The sequence below is a fragment of the Kinneretia sp. DJ1R-11 genome, from assembly GCF_025717595.1.
Taxonomy (GTDB): Bacteria; Pseudomonadota; Gammaproteobacteria; order Burkholderiales; family Burkholderiaceae_C; genus Paucibacter_A.
In genome coordinates this window covers 843,849-857,838 of sequence record NZ_JAJIRR010000001.1, presented here as the reverse complement: position 1 = coordinate 857,838, position 13,990 = coordinate 843,849, and the positions used below count along the sequence as shown (strand labels likewise).

Annotated in this window: 8 protein-coding genes; 2 read left to right on the top strand and 6 right to left on the bottom strand. The window is 64.7% G+C overall.

What is annotated here, in order from left to right:
- Positions 1-6 precede the first annotated feature (6 nt).
- The 6 genes from LNV23_RS03565 to LNV23_RS03540 all read right to left on the bottom strand — a co-directional run bounded on the left by LNV23_RS03565 (position 7) and on the right by LNV23_RS03540 (position 11,571).
- The gene (locus LNV23_RS03565; protein WP_263561684.1) at positions 7-1,803 is read right to left on the bottom strand and encodes an ABC transporter substrate-binding protein; all 1,797 of its coding nucleotides are present in this window, start codon (positions 1,801-1,803) and stop codon (positions 7-9) included.
- 236 nt (positions 1,804-2,039) lie between these two features.
- Complete coding sequence (locus tag LNV23_RS03560) at positions 2,040-3,887, bottom strand: ABC transporter substrate-binding protein (RefSeq protein ID WP_263561683.1); 1,848 nt, start codon at positions 3,885-3,887, stop codon at positions 2,040-2,042.
- Entirely contained in the window at positions 3,887-5,758 is a 1,872-nt protein-coding gene (locus tag LNV23_RS03555; RefSeq protein ID WP_263561682.1) for an ABC transporter substrate-binding protein, read from the bottom strand. Before LNV23_RS03555 ends, LNV23_RS03560 begins: the two co-directional genes overlap by 1 nt.
- 14 nt (positions 5,759-5,772) lie before the next feature.
- A complete protein-coding gene (locus tag LNV23_RS03550; RefSeq protein ID WP_263561681.1) occupies positions 5,773-7,611 on the bottom strand; it encodes an ABC transporter substrate-binding protein in 1,839 nt (612 codons plus the stop codon).
- A gap of 30 nt (positions 7,612-7,641) precedes the next feature.
- Positions 7,642-9,507 carry an ABC transporter substrate-binding protein gene (locus tag LNV23_RS03545; RefSeq protein WP_263561680.1) on the bottom strand — a complete coding sequence of 622 codons (1,866 nt, stop codon included), beginning with the start codon at positions 9,505-9,507 and terminating at the stop codon, positions 7,642-7,644.
- 183 nt (positions 9,508-9,690) lie between these two features.
- Positions 9,691-11,571, bottom strand: coding sequence for an ABC transporter substrate-binding protein (locus tag LNV23_RS03540; RefSeq protein WP_263561679.1), 1,881 nt, complete (start codon positions 11,569-11,571; stop codon positions 9,691-9,693).
- 360 nt (positions 11,572-11,931) lie between these two features.
- On the opposite strand from LNV23_RS03540, the gene LNV23_RS03535 reads away from it, so the two are divergent.
- Together LNV23_RS03535 and LNV23_RS03530 are read left to right on the top strand one after the other, a co-directional pair.
- A complete protein-coding gene (locus tag LNV23_RS03535) occupies positions 11,932-12,870 on the top strand; it encodes an ABC transporter permease (protein WP_263561678.1) in 939 nt (312 codons plus the stop codon).
- A gap of 55 nt (positions 12,871-12,925) precedes the next feature.
- A complete protein-coding gene (locus LNV23_RS03530) occupies positions 12,926-13,975 on the top strand; it encodes an ABC transporter permease (protein WP_263561677.1) in 1,050 nt (349 codons plus the stop codon).
- Positions 13,976-13,990 lie beyond the last annotated feature (15 nt).

The following is a 13,990-nucleotide window of genomic DNA, read 5'->3' as shown; positions in this document are numbered from 1 at the left end:
TGTCCATCAAACAATTCTGTCCACAAACCGCCACGCATCCCTCGTGAACGGATGCCGGATGAAGCCCTTGACCTCGGTTTGGCACAAATCTACCCGTAGCAGATGAAGCTGCGGTTGGTAGGGCATATAGCTCAGCAGCAGGCGGTTCAACTGCTGCATCATGGCATAACGTTCTGGACCATCGGCTAGAAGTCGCTGCTGGGCATAGAGCTTGTCATAGGCGGGGAGCTTGAAGCGGGCGTCGTTGCTCTGGCCGGCATTGGGGCCGTAGCCCATGCCCAGCAGGAAGTCTGCATCGGGCGCCCCAAGGTCCCAGACATAGCCCCAGATCATCAGCTGGCTGGCCAGGGCCTTCTTGATCAGCTCGCCAAAGGTGGCCGACTCGAACTCGATGCGCAGGCCCAGTGCGTCCATCTGCTTTTTCCACAGCTCGTCGATCAGGCGCTGGCGTGAGCTGCCGGCCGTGCCGGCGCGGCGCAGGGTCAGGCGGCTGCCGTCGGGCTGCAGGCGGTATCCCTCGGCATCGCGCTTGTCGTAGCCGTAGAGGTCCAGCAAGGCGCGAGCGCGCGCCCTGTCGTGGTGGCCGGCCTCGCTGTGCAAGGCGGGGTCGTGACCATAGACCAGGGGCGGCAGCATGGACTGGGCCGGCACGGCCTGCCCTTTGTAGACGATGCGGATCTCCGCTTCGTTGTCATAGCCCAGCGTGATGGCGCGGCGCAGGGCCACACGCTCGGCAGACAGGCCGCCGACCACCGGGTCCTCCATATTGAAAAAGCTGAAACCGATGTCGGCACCATAGCTCCGGAAAACCTGCACGCCTCGCTTGCGCAGATTCGGTGCCAGCTGTCCGCCCGGCAGGGCCAGCGGAGCCACCTCGGTGGGCATCTCCAGCAGGTCGAGCTCGCAGCCATTGAAGGCCAGCCAGCGCGGTTGCGTCTCGACGATGATGCTGATCTGGACCTCGTCCAGCATGGGCAGGCGCCGCCCTTTCAGCAGGCGGGCAATGGCCTGGCTCTGGGCGTCGGGCGGCACCTCGCCGGGCTCGTAGACCTGCTCGCGAAAGCCCGGGTTGCGCTCCAGTACGATCTGCGAGCTGCGCCGCCAGCTCTTCAGCCGGAATGGCCCTGTGCCGACCGGGTGGGCCAGCAGATCGGCCGCATAGGCCTCCACCACCTCGCGCGCCATGGCGCCGGTGTAGCCGGCATTGGCGAACAGGTGGACGAAGCGCGGGTCGGGCTCGGCCAGGCGCACCTCGAAGCGGTAGCGGTCCAGCGCCCGCAAGCCCGGCACCTCGCGGTCGTAGTCGAAGGGCGTTCTGCGCTGGATGGCCTGTTCGCGCAGCTCGCTCAGGCCCAGGATCTTGGCGTTCTCGAACTGGTAGAGATGCTCGGTCTTGAGCAGCGGGTCGTAGAAGCGTTTGACCGTGTAGACGTAGTCCTGTGCCACCAGCTCGCGCGGCCGGCCCTTGAAGACAGGGTCATCGGCAAAGAAGATGCCGGGCTGGATGGTGAAGACAAAACGCTTGAAATCAGCGGACACCTCGGGCAGGCCGGCTGCGGTCTGCGGCCGCAACTGCACCGGCCGCGCCAGCAGGTCATAGGTCAGCGGTGATTCAAAGATATGGGCGTTGACCGCGACCGAGGTGCGGTCGGACACCTGGGCGGGGTCGAAGCCGACTTCGGCGGAGTTGAAGGCGGTGCGCAGCACTTTGCGCTTCGGCGTGGCGGTGCTTGCGGGCAAGGCTTGGGCCCAAGGGCTGGCCACCAGCAGGCCGGCGGCGGCCATCAGCTCACGTCTTTGCATCGTGGTTCAGTCTCTTCTGAGGGTTCTGAGGGTGAGAAATTTTGTAGCGAGCGGCAGTCAGACCAGGCTGAGCCCGGACTGATCCAGTCCTGAGGACTGGATCTGCCTGGCGAAGGACTCGGCCTCTGGCCGAGTCGGGCGGAGCGCAGGAACCGGAACGTACGCTATGTACGTGAGGATTCCGAGCATTCGGCCAACGACGTATGGCGGCCGCGCAGTAAAAAGTTCTCACCCTCTCAGCGGCCCGCGGGCAGGAGTGTGGTGTCGATGTCCAGGTACTGCCAGAAGTCGTAGCGGAACAGGGGCCGGCGGTAGCCGATCAACCAGGGCTGGGAGATGTCGGAGACCAGGCGATGGACATGGGTCTTCATGGGCATATAGGCCGCCTGAATGCGCTTGGCCTGCAGGAACAAAGCTTCCCGCTCGGGGCCATCAGGCATCAGCTGCAGTCGGTCATAGAGGGCGTCGAACTCGCTGTTCTTGAAACGCGCCAGATTCTGGTTGCCCGTCTGCGGCCCATACAGGCGCTGCAGCGCCGGCAAGCCGTCGGGCGCGGCGGCCACCGTGCCCAGGTACCAGAGCATGAGCTTGCCCGCCCGTGCCATCTTCAGCTGTTCCGGCCATTTGCCGTGCATGAAGCGCACCTTGATGTGAACGGCCTTGAGGTTGCGTTGCCACAGCTCGTCGTACTGGCGCGAGAGGGCGTCGGGCTGGTTGGCCACCTCAATCTCCAGCGGGCTGCCGTCCGGCATGTCGCGCCAACCATCGCCGTCGCGGTCGACATAGCCATACAGGTCCAGGAGGGCATTGGCGTGCGCGGTGCTGTAGTCGCCGTTGCTGCTCTTGAAGGTCTCGGAGTAGCCACTGGTGTGGGGCAGCACCATGGACTGGGCCACGATGGCTTGGCCGCGCCGTACGCGCCGAATCTCGCCTTCGACATCGATGGACAGGGAAATCGCACGCCGCAGCGCCACCTTCTCGGCGCTGTAGCCACCCACCGTGGGGTCTTCCATATTGAAGAAGGTGAAGGCGCTGTCCGCCGCCAGCACCCGGCTCAGCTTCATGCCTTGCTTGGCCAGGTTCGGGGCCAGCTTGCCATGGGGAATCGCAACGTTCACAAAGTCCGCAGGCAAGCGCTCAAGAAAATCATGCTCGCGGTTCAGGAAGGAGAGCCAGCGTGGCTGGCTCTCCTCGATGATGGCAATCTCCACCCGGTCGATCATGGGGATGCGCCGGCCCTTGAAGCGGGCGGCCAAGGCCTGGCCCTCGGCATCGTCGGCATTGGGTTCGGCATCGTAGAAACGTTCGCGGTAGCCGGGGTTCTTCTCCAGCACCATGCGCGAACTGCGCCGCCATTCCTTGAGCAGATAGGGGCCTGTGCCGACGGGGTGCTCCATGGTGTCGCGGCCGTACTGCTCGGCCACTTCCCAGGCGACCGCGCCAAACAAGTCGCTGCGCGCCAATTGCTCGAGCAGGCGCGGGCGCGCCTGGTCCAGCTTGATCTGCAAGGTGTAGCGGTCGAGCGCCTGCAGGCCCTCGATGGGGCGCTGGCTTTCGAAGGGCTTCTTGCTGCTCAGCGCCCTCTGGCGCAAGGCGGCCAGGCCGCTGACGCCCCATTCATCCACCGTGTTCCACATGGGGCTCTTCAGCGCCGGGTCAGCGAAGCGTTTGAAGCTGTAGACGTAATCGGCGGCCACCAACTCGCGCTTCTGGCCTTTGAAGGCAGGGTGATCGGTGAAGTAGATGCCGGGCTGGATCTTGATCGTCCAGGTGCGGAAGTCGGCCGAGACCTCGGGCATGGCAGCCGCTGTCAGGGGCTTGACCTTGACCGGGCGGGCCAGAAAGTCGTAGGTGTAGAGCGCCTCGAAGATATGGGGCGTCACCGTCAGCGAGTAGGTGTCGCTGATCTGAGCCGGGTCAAAACCGGTCTCGGCCACCAGGAAGGCGTAACGCAAAACCTTGGTGGGTTCGGCCGCCTGGCCGGATTGCGGCAAGGGGCTCGCGACGGCAGCGAGGCTCAAGGCCAGGCACGCGGCGCTGGCCAGTTTCAGGGGCCATTTCATGGCCAGGATGTACAGCCTCATCAGTGCGGTGCCTTTTCGGTTTCAATGTCCACATACTCCCACCAGTTCAGCCAGAAGGGCGGGCGGCGGTAGCCGATCAGCCGGGGTTGGGCCAAATCGGTCAGCAGGCGATGGCCGCGTGCGCGGTAGGGCGCATAGGCTGCGGCCACCCGCTTGGCCTCGGCAAACACGGCCGCCCGCTCGGGGCCGTCAGGCAGGCCATTGGCCTGTTCGTAGAGCTGGTCCATCAGCGGCAGCTTGAAACGTGCGTAATTGCTGCCGCCGATACGTGGGCTGTAGAACAGGCCCAGGGCGTCCTGCCCGTCGGGTGCGGCGGCCGAGCTGGCCAAGGACCAGATCTGGAACTTGCCGGCCCGCATGGCCTTGAGGTTCTCCGGCCACTTGGCGGTCTTGAATTCGATGCGCAGGCCGATCTGGGCCATGGCTTTCTGCCAGATCTGGTCGATCTGGCGCTGGAAGCTCTCCGGCGTGCTCAGGCTTTCCAGGCGCAGGGGGCTGCCATCGGGCTGCTCGCGGAAACCGTCGCCGTCGCGGTCGATGTAGCCAAAGAGGTCCAGCAGCGCGCGGGCGCGCACCGGGTCATAGTCGCCACCCTCGCTCTTGAACTGCGGGTCATAGCCGGTGGTGTGCGGCATCAGGATGGACTGCGCGACGATGGCCTGGCCGCGCCGCACGATGCGGATCTCGCGTTCGCTGTCCGTGCCCAAGGCCATGGCGCGGCGCAGGGCCACGCGCTCGGGCTGATTGCCGCCTATCACCGGGTCTTCGGTGTTGAAGACGGTGAACAGCACGTCCGAGGTCAGCACGCGGTAGCCCTGGATGCCGCGTTTGGCCAGGCCCGGTGCCAGCCGGCCGCCGGGCATGGCCTGGTTGATGAAGTCTTCCGGCACCCGGTCGATCAGGTCGAACTGGCCGTTCAGGAAGGACAGCCAACGCGGCTGGTTCTCCTCGATGATGGAGATCTCCACCCGGTCCAGCATGGGAATCCGGCGACCCTTGAACCGGGTCAGCAAGGCCTGACCCTCGCCGTCATCGACGCGCGGCTGGGCGTCGTAGAAGCGTTCTCGGTAGTCGGGGTTGCGTTCCAGCACGATCAAGGAACTGCGCCGCCAGCTGGCCAGGCGGAAGGGCCCCGTACCCACCGGGTGTTCCATGGAGCGCTGTGGGTAGGCCTCGACCACCTCGCGCGCCACGGCGCCGAACAGGCTGGCGTCAGCCAGCAGCTGGTCGAAGCGTGGCCGGCTCCGGCCCAGCTTGATCTGCAAGGTGTAACGGTCCAGGGCTTGCAGGCCCTCGATCCGGCGTTCGTAGTCGAAAGCCTGCTTGCTGCGGGCCAGCTCGGCGCGGTATTCGTTGAGCCCGAGCAGGTGGTTTTCTTCCAGCGAGTCCCAGGCCGGGCTGTTGGTGGCGGGGTCGGCGAAACGCTTGAAGCTGTAGACATAGTCGGCCGCGGTCAGCTCGCGCCTTTGACCCTTGAAGGCCGGGTCGTCGGCGAAATAGATGCCCGGCTGGATGCGCAGGGTCCAGATCTTGAAATCAGCGCTGACCTCGGGCAGGGCCGCCGCGGTCAAGGGCTTGATCCGGGCCGGCCGCGCCAGATGGTCGTAGGTCAGCAGGGACTCGAAGATGTGCGGGGTGATGGTGCGTGAATAGATGTCCTGCACTTTGGCCGGGTCGAAGCCGGTCTCAGCGATCCGAAAGGCGTAGCGCAAGACCTTGGGTGCGGGCAGCGCCTCGTCCGCGGCCTGGACGGCGGGCCCGATGCCGAAGCCGGCCAGGAGCAGCAGGGCGGCACGCAGGCTTGAGCTTCGGCATGCAGGCCGCTTGTGCCGCCGCGCGCCCGTCGCCGGCAGGAGAGCCAGGGCCAACATGTGTCGGGCCCCGCTCAAGGCTTGTGCCCGGGCGGCTGGCTGTCGACGAAGCGCCAGTAACCGGTCATGAAGGGATGGGGCAGGTAGCCCTGCAGCCAGGGCTGGGCCACGCGCAGGCGAATGCGGTGCACATGGGCTTTCATGGGCATGTAGGCGGTCAGCAGGCGTTCGGCTTCCTGGATCAGGGCCAGGCGCTCGGGGCCATCGGCCAGCACCTGAATGCGCTGAACCACACGGTCGTACTCGGGCAAGGAAAAGCGGCTCAGATTGTCTTCACCTTTGGCTGAGCTGAAGCCGGTGCTCAACATGGAATCCGCATCCGGAATGCCGGAGGTCCAACTCAGCATCCACATCATCAGCCGACCCGCGCGGGCTGCTTTCATATTGTCCGGCCAGTTGGCGGACTTGAATTCGATGCGCACTTGCAGCGCGGCCATGTGCTTGCGCCAGAGTTCGTTGAAGGCGCGCGAATTGCTGTCCGCTTGCGTGTGGTACTGCAGACGCAGCGGGCTGCCATCGGGAAGGTCGCGCCAGCCATCGCCGTCGCGGTCCACATAGCCATACATGTCCAGCAGGGCGCGCGCCTTGGCCGGGCTGTATTCGCTCATCTCGGTCTTGAAGTCCGCCTGGTAGCCGAAGGTGTTGGGCGTGACGATGCCTTGGGCCGGAACCGCCAGGCGCCGGCGCAGTTGGCGTGCTTCCTCGGCGTTGTCATAGGCCAGGCCGATGGCGCGGCGCAGGGCCACCTTGTCCGGTGTGTAGCCGCCCACCACAGGATCCTCCATATTGAAATAACTGAAGATCACATCGGACAGCAGATTGCGGTGCAAGGCCATGCCGCGCTTGGCCAGGTTGGGCGCCAGCTGCCCCCGCGGCGCGGCGATATTGGCGTATTCATTGGGCACGATGACGAAATCGAACTCATTGCCAAGGAAGGCCAGCCAGCGCGGCTGGTTCTCGGTGACGATGGACACCTCCACCCGGTCCACTAGGGGCAGGCGTCGGCCCTTGAGCTGCCGCGCCACCGCCTGCGCCGCGGTGTCGTCGGCCGCCGCCTCCTCGTCGAAATAGGTCTCGCGGAAGCTCGGGTTGCGCTCCAGCACCAGGCGCGAGGCCCGGCGCCAGTTCTTGAGCACAAAAGGCCCGGTGCCGACCGGGTGTTCGCTGACCGCGTCGCCATAAGCTTCGACCACCTCGCGTGCCACCGCCAGGGACAGCGGTTGCGTCAGCTGGTGGGCGAAGCGCGGGCTGGCACGGTCCAGCTTGATGACCAGGGTGTAGCGGTCGGGTGTTTGCAGGCCCTCGACCGGAGCGTCGTAGTCGAAGGGTTTGCCGTTCTTGAGGCTGCGCTGGCGTATCGCTTCCAGGCCGAGGATCTTCTCGTTCTCCAGATTGGCGTAGTGGGGGCTGCGCAGCTGCGGGTCGAAGTGGCGCTTCAGCGCATAGGCATAGTCGGCCGCGACCAGCTCGCGCTTTTCTCCCGGTTTCAGGCCCTTGAAGGCCGGGTCGTCCGCAAAGAAGATGCCCGGCTTGATGCGCACCGTGAATTGCTTGAAATCGGGGCTCACCTCGGGCAGGGCCGCGGCCGTCAGCGGCTTGAGCTTGACCGGCCGGGCCAGATAGTCATAGGCCAGGGGCGACTCGAAGATGTTCGAGACGATCTCGACCGAGTATTCGTCGTTGATGCGGGCGGGGTCCAGGCTGGTCTCGGCGATGGGGAAGGCCATGCGCAAGACATGGGCGGGGCCTTTGGCTTCGGCAGCGGGTGCCGCATGTGCGGCCTCGACAGCGGCGCTGGCACACAAGAGCAGGCCGGCCAGTAGCGTGGCGCCGGCGTTCCAGGGGGTCCTCACGATCTCATCTCCTCCTGCCACGGGGGCGGACTATTTTTTTCCATCGGCCTTGGGGCTCGCTTGCGCGGCCTCGGCGTCGATGTCGATGTACTTCCAGAAATCTCGCACAAACACATTGCGCTTGTAACCGCTGACCCAGGGCTGGGCCAAATCGGTGTAGACGCGGTGCACATGCATTTTGATCGGCATATAGGCCACGATCAGCTTCTGCGCCTCCGTCATCAGCGCCAGGCGTTCAGGCCCGTTGGCCAAGGCCTTCTGTTGTTCGTAGAGCGCGTTGTAGGCCGGCAGGTCGAAGCGGGCCTTGTTGGACTGGCTTTTGTTGGGCCCGTAACCCAGGGACAGAAACGTGTCGCCGTCAGGCGCGGCGGCGCTCCAGCCCACGCCCCACATCATCAGTTTGCCGGCCGTGGAGGCTTTGAGATTCTCGGGCCATTTGGCGTGGCGAAATTTGATGCGGATCTGGATCGCATCCATGGCCTTTTGCCAGAGTTCGGCCAGGGCGCGCTTTTCGCCGTCCTGTTCGGTGGCGTACTCGATCGTCAGGGCGCTGCCGTCCGGCTGTTCGCGCCAGCCGTCACCGTCGCGGTCGACATAGCCGTAGAGGTCGAGCAAGGCGCGCGCGCGGGCCAGATCGTGCTCGCTCATGGTGGTCTTGAGCGTCGGCTCGTAGCCGAACACGCCCGGGCTGATTGGGCCTTGCGCGGCCATGGCTTGGCCGCGCCGGGGCAGGCGAATTTCCTTGTCGATGTCGATGGCCAGCGAGATCGCGCGACGCAATGCCACCTTGTCCGGCGTGTAGCCGCCCACCACCGGGTCCTCCATATTGAAGTAGGAGATGGCGACATCGGCGCGCGGGTAACGCACCATCTGCATGCCCAGCTTGGCCAGATTGGGCGCCAGCTTGTTGTTGGGGAAGGCGATCGGTGCGTACTCGGCCGGCACCTCGTCCACCAGGTCGAACTCGCCGCGCAGAAAGGACAGCCAGCGTGGCTGGTTCTCTTCGATGATGGCGATTTCCACCCGGTCAATCATGGGCAGGCGCCGGCCTTGCAGGCGTGCGGCCTGAGCTTTCAGGCGGGCCTCGCTGTCGGCCGGCGGCTGCTCGTCATAGCGCAGCTCGCGGAAATTGGGGTTCTTCTCCAGCACCATGCGCGAGCTGCGCCGCCATTCGGTCAGCGCGAAGGCGCCCGTGCCCACCGGGTGCTCCATGATCTTGTCGCCGTAGCGTTCCACCACCTCGCGGGCCACGGCGCCCATCACCGAGGGGTCGGCGAACTGGTGCACAAAGCGCGGGTCGGCCGCCTCGGTGCGCACCTGGAAGGTGTAGCGATCGAGCTGGCGCAGCCCGGCCACCGGGCGTTCATAGTCGAAGGGCTTTCTCTGTTCCAAGGCCTCGCGGCGCAGCTCGCTCAGGCCGGGCAGGCGGGCGTTTTCCAGCAGGTAGAGGTTGGGGCTTTTCCAGCGCGGGTCGAAATGGCGCTTGATGGAATAGATGTAGTCGGCCGCCGTCAGCTCGCGTTTTTCCCCCGGCTTCAGGCCTTCGAAGGCCGGGTCGTCATTGAAGTAGATGCCGGGCTTGATGCGGAAGGTCAGGGTCTTGAAGTCGGCCGCAATCTCGGGCAGCTCGGCGGCGGTGGCGGTGCGCAGGCGCAGCGGCCTTGCCAGGTATTCGTACTGCAGCGGCGCTTCAAAGATGCCGGCCGCAACGATGCGTGAGTACAGATCCGAGATCTGGGCCGGGTCAAAGCCGGTTTCGGCAATGCGAAAGGCGTAGCGCAGCACCTTGGCCGGCGGTTCCGTGGCGGCGCCTTGGGCCAGGCAGGGGGCGGCCGTCAGCCCAGCCAGTCCGGCCAGCCCAGCGAGCAAGAGGCACAGCACCCGGTTTCGCAGCACGATCAAACGCATCCTTGGCAAACAAACGCGCCGGCAGGCCTGGGGCCGCGGCGCGTTCGGTGGAGCCGGAACCGGTGGCAGCGCCCGAGCGAGCGGCCAGTTCCTGAACAGGGCTGGAGTCTAGTGCGATTGCTCGGGGCCGACCATGCAGTCGAACCCCAAGCGGGTCAGGCTGAGTGCGCTTTACTTGGATTCGCGCTGGAAGCGCTCCTGGTCGATGTCCACATAATTCCAGAAGGTGCGAACGAAGACATTGCGCTCGTAGCCGATCACCCAGGGCTGGGCCAGGTCGGTGAAGATGCGGTGGATGTCCATCTTGTAGGGCATGTAGGCAATCATCAAGCGCTGGGCTTCGCGCATCACGGCCTGGCGCTCAGGGCCGTCGGGCAGGGCTTTCTGCTTCTGGTAAAGCTCGTTGAAGGCCGGCAGGTCGAAGCGCGCCTTGTTGGCTTTGCCCTTGGCGCGGCCGTCACCCAGGGCCAGGAAGGTGTCGTTGTCCGGGGTCGAGGCGACCCAGCTGACCCCCCACATCTGCAGCTTGCCGGCATTGGCCGACTTCAGGTTTTCGGGCCATTTGGCCGTCTTGAAAACCATCTTGACTTGCAGTGCGTCCATGCCTTTGTGCCAGAGCTCGACCAGCTGGCGGCTGTCGGTGGTGGGCTGGGTGGCGTACTCGATGCGCAGGGGCGAGCCGTCGGGCATGTCGCGCCAGCCGTCACCGTTCTTGTCGACATAACCGTACAGGTCGAGCAAGCCCTTGGCCTTGGCCAGGTTGAATTCGCTCATCTCCGATTTGAAGCTCGGGTCATAGCCGAACACGCCGGGAATGGACGGGCCTTGCGCGGGAATGCCCTGGCCGCGGCGGGCCAGGCGGATCTGCTTGTTCACGTCCATGGCCAGGGAGATGGCGCGGCGCAGCGCGATCTTCTCCGGCGTGTAGCCGCCCACGGTCGCGTCTTCCATATTGAAGTAGGAGAAGGCGATCTCGGGGTAGACGAAGCGCGTCATCTGCACGCCCTTCTTGGCCAGACTGGGCGCGAGCTTGTTGTTGGGGATGGCGATGCCGGCAAACTCAAAGGGCAGCTCGGGCAGGACTTCGGCCTCGTTGCCGAGGAAGGACAGCCAGCGCGGCTGGGTCTCTTCGATGATGGCGATCTCCACCCGGTCGATCATGGGCAGGCGGCGGCCCTGCAAGGCCTTGACCTGGGCGGCCAGCTCGGGCTTGTCGGCCGGGGGCTGCTCTTTGTAGAACTCCTCGCGGTAGTTTGGGTTCTTCTCGAGCACGATGCGCGAGCTGCGGCGCCACTCGGCCAGGCGCCATGCGCCGGTGCCGACCGGGTGTTCCATGATCTTGTCGTGGTAGGCGTCGACCACCTCTCGCGCCACGGCGCCCAGGAAGCCGGAATCGGCGAACTGGTTGATGAAGCGCGGGTCGCTCACGCCCAGCTTGATCTGGAATTTGTAGCGGCTGAGCTGCTGCAGGCCGTCGACCGGGCGCTCGTAGTCAAAGGGCTTCTTGGCCGCCATCAGCTCCTTGCGCAGCTCCGAGAGGCCCAGAATCTTGACGTTCTCCAGCAGATAGAGGTTGGGGCTCTTCCACTGCGGGTCGTAGTGGCGCTTGATCGAATAGATGTAGTCGGCGGCGGTCAGCTCGCGCTTGTTCCCCTTGAAGGCCGGGTCATCGTTGAAGTAGATGCCGGGCTTCACTTCGAAGGTCAGAGTCTTGAAGTCGGCCGCGATCTCGGGCATGGCCACCAAGGTGTTGGGCACCAGCTTGGCCGGTGAGGCCAGGTACTCGAACTTCAGCGGCGCATCGAAGATGCCGGCGGCCACGGTCTTGGAATAGGTGTCCGAGATCTGCGCCGGGTCGAAGCCGGTTTCGGCCACGCGGAAGGCATAGCGAAGAACCTTGGGCGCGGACTTGGCGGTTTCGGCCGAGGTCTTGGTGTCGCCGGCCGACCAGGCCGGAGCGCAGGCGGCCGCCAGGGTCAACCAGGCCAGGGCGCGCCGGACGGCGCCGCTGCGGGCATGGTGCGTGGGGGTCGGTCCTTGCGGATTGCTCATGGTCATGCTCGGTGATGAATGAAGTTCGCGGGGCTCAGAGCCCAAGAAGGCGGCCTGAGGCTGGCGCCTGCCGAGTGGCTGCCCCGGCGCGCAAAACCGCGCAGTCTAGGGCCTGGCTGTTAGCTTGGGGCGGCTTGGGGTCATGCAGATCGTGCATCAGGTCCTGCAATTTTCAATGAAGTGAAGGCAAACCAGTCCGGCTAGCGCCCCCTGGCCATGGGTCGCTCAGGGCAAACGCCGTGAAAACCCGTGCTGGCTTCGCTTAGACTCGCGCAACTTTTCCCGCAAACCCCGTCCGCCATCCGCGTGCGGGGTTTCTATTTGTCGAACCGACGACGCGTTAACTGGAGCCCGACAGCAATGGCGGCATACCTGCTCAGACGCCTGTGGCAAATGATTCCGACTCTGCTCGGCGTCGTGCTGCTGGTGTTTTTCCTCTTCAAGTACTTCGGTGGCGACCCTGCCGAAATCATGGGTGGCCTGAACGCCAGCCCCGAGCAGATCAATGCGATCCGCGAACAGCTGGGTCTGAACAAGCCGGTCTGGGAGCAGCTCTGGATCTTCATCAAGCAGATCGTCACCTTCGACTGGGGCAAGAGCTGGGCGACCAATGAATCGGTCGCAAATCTGTTTGCCAGCCGCCTGCCGGCGACGCTGACGGTGATGCTGCCCATCCTGATTTTGGAAGTCTCGCTGGCGATTCCCTTCGCCCTGGCCGTGGCTGCCGTGCGCGGCAGCCTGACCGACCGCACGGTCATGATCCTGAGCACAGTGGCGGTGTCGATTTCGCTGCTGGTCTATGTGATCGTGGGTCAGTATGTGTTCGCATTCCGCCTGGGCTGGTTCCCGGTGCAGGGCTGGACCGACAGTGTCTGGACCAATCTCACCACCTACGCGCCCCTGCCCATCATGGTGGCCGTGGCGGTGGCGATTGCGCCCTACACGCGCCTTTACCGCACCTTCTTCCTCGACGAGATCGGCCATGACTATGTGCGCACCGCGCGCGCCAAGGGCATGACCGAGCGCACCATCTTGCTCAAGCATGTGCTGCGCAACGCCATGATTCCCATCATGACCAACATCTCGGTGGCTCTGCCGGGCGTCTTCGTCGGCAGCTTCCTGCTCGAGGTGTTCTTCTCCATCCCGGGCCTGGGCCGCGAGATCCTGCTGGCGGTGAACCGCAGCGACTATCCCGTCATCCAGGCTTTCGCCATCTACATCGCCTTCCTGACCATGGTGGTGAACCTGATCACCGACGTGCTCTACAAGCTGGTCGACCCGCGCGTGGTGCTGAAATGAAAATCAAGAATTCTCCAGTTTCATTCCGCTTCGGAGATGCGAAATGAGTGCAGTCATGTCTTCTCCGAGCCCCTCCGCCGGCAACCCCAAGGCGCAGAAATCTGAAGGCGTGTGGGCCGCTTCTTGGCGCCGCATGAAGGCCGACAAGGTGGGCATGGTGTCCATGGCCATCGTCGCGTTCTTCCTGCTGATGGTGATCGCCTCGGCCAGCGGCCTGCTGGCCAAGAACTGGCAGAAGGAAGTGGGCGTGCCCAATGCGCCGCCGACCTTCATGGGCCCGGCCCCGGCCGAGGCCACGGGCGTGATCGCCCAGCCCAAAGGCCCCAATGTCGACCTCAGCGACATCGACCCGCTGGCGCCCAAGTACAAGGAATGGGAAGAACGCGCCAGCAAGTTCAAGACCGAGGATGTGGTCAAGGCCGAGACCCTGCCTCTGGGCGGCGACCGCCTGGGCCGCGATGTGCTGGCCAAGGTGATCAAGGGCGCGGAAGTGTCCATCCTGGTGGGCGTGCTGGCGGCCGTGGTGGCCACCATCATCGGCACCGTGCTGGGTGCGATCTCGGGCTTCTTCGGGGGCAAGATCGGCGACTTCCTCGAGTGGCTCTACAACGTCTTCACGGCCATTCCCAGCATCCTCCTGATCTTTGCCTTCGCCGTGATCTTCGGCAAGGGCGTGCTCTCGGTGGTGATGATTCTGGGCCTGGCCGGCTGGCCCGGCATCTACCGCCTGATCCGTGCCGAGTTCATGAAGCACTCGGTGCGCGAATATGTGCGCTCGGCCGAGGCGATTGGCGCCTCGCGCTACTCGCGCATGTTCAAGCACATCCTGCCCAATGTCTCGCATGTGGCCCTGGTGCAGCTGAGCCTGCATGTGGTGAGCTTCATCAAGAGCGAGGTCATCCTGTCCTATCTGGGCCTGGGTGTGGGCGTGGACCAGGTCTCCTGGGGCACCATGTTGAGCGAATCGCAGAGCGAGCTGATCCTCGGCTACTGGTGGCAGCTGGTTTCCGTGACCGCCTTGATGGCGGTGTTCGTGACGGCGTTTGCGCTGTTCACCGATGCCTTGCGCGATGCGCTGGATCCGAAATTGCGAGGGCTGGAGTAATTGTGGGTTGGACCT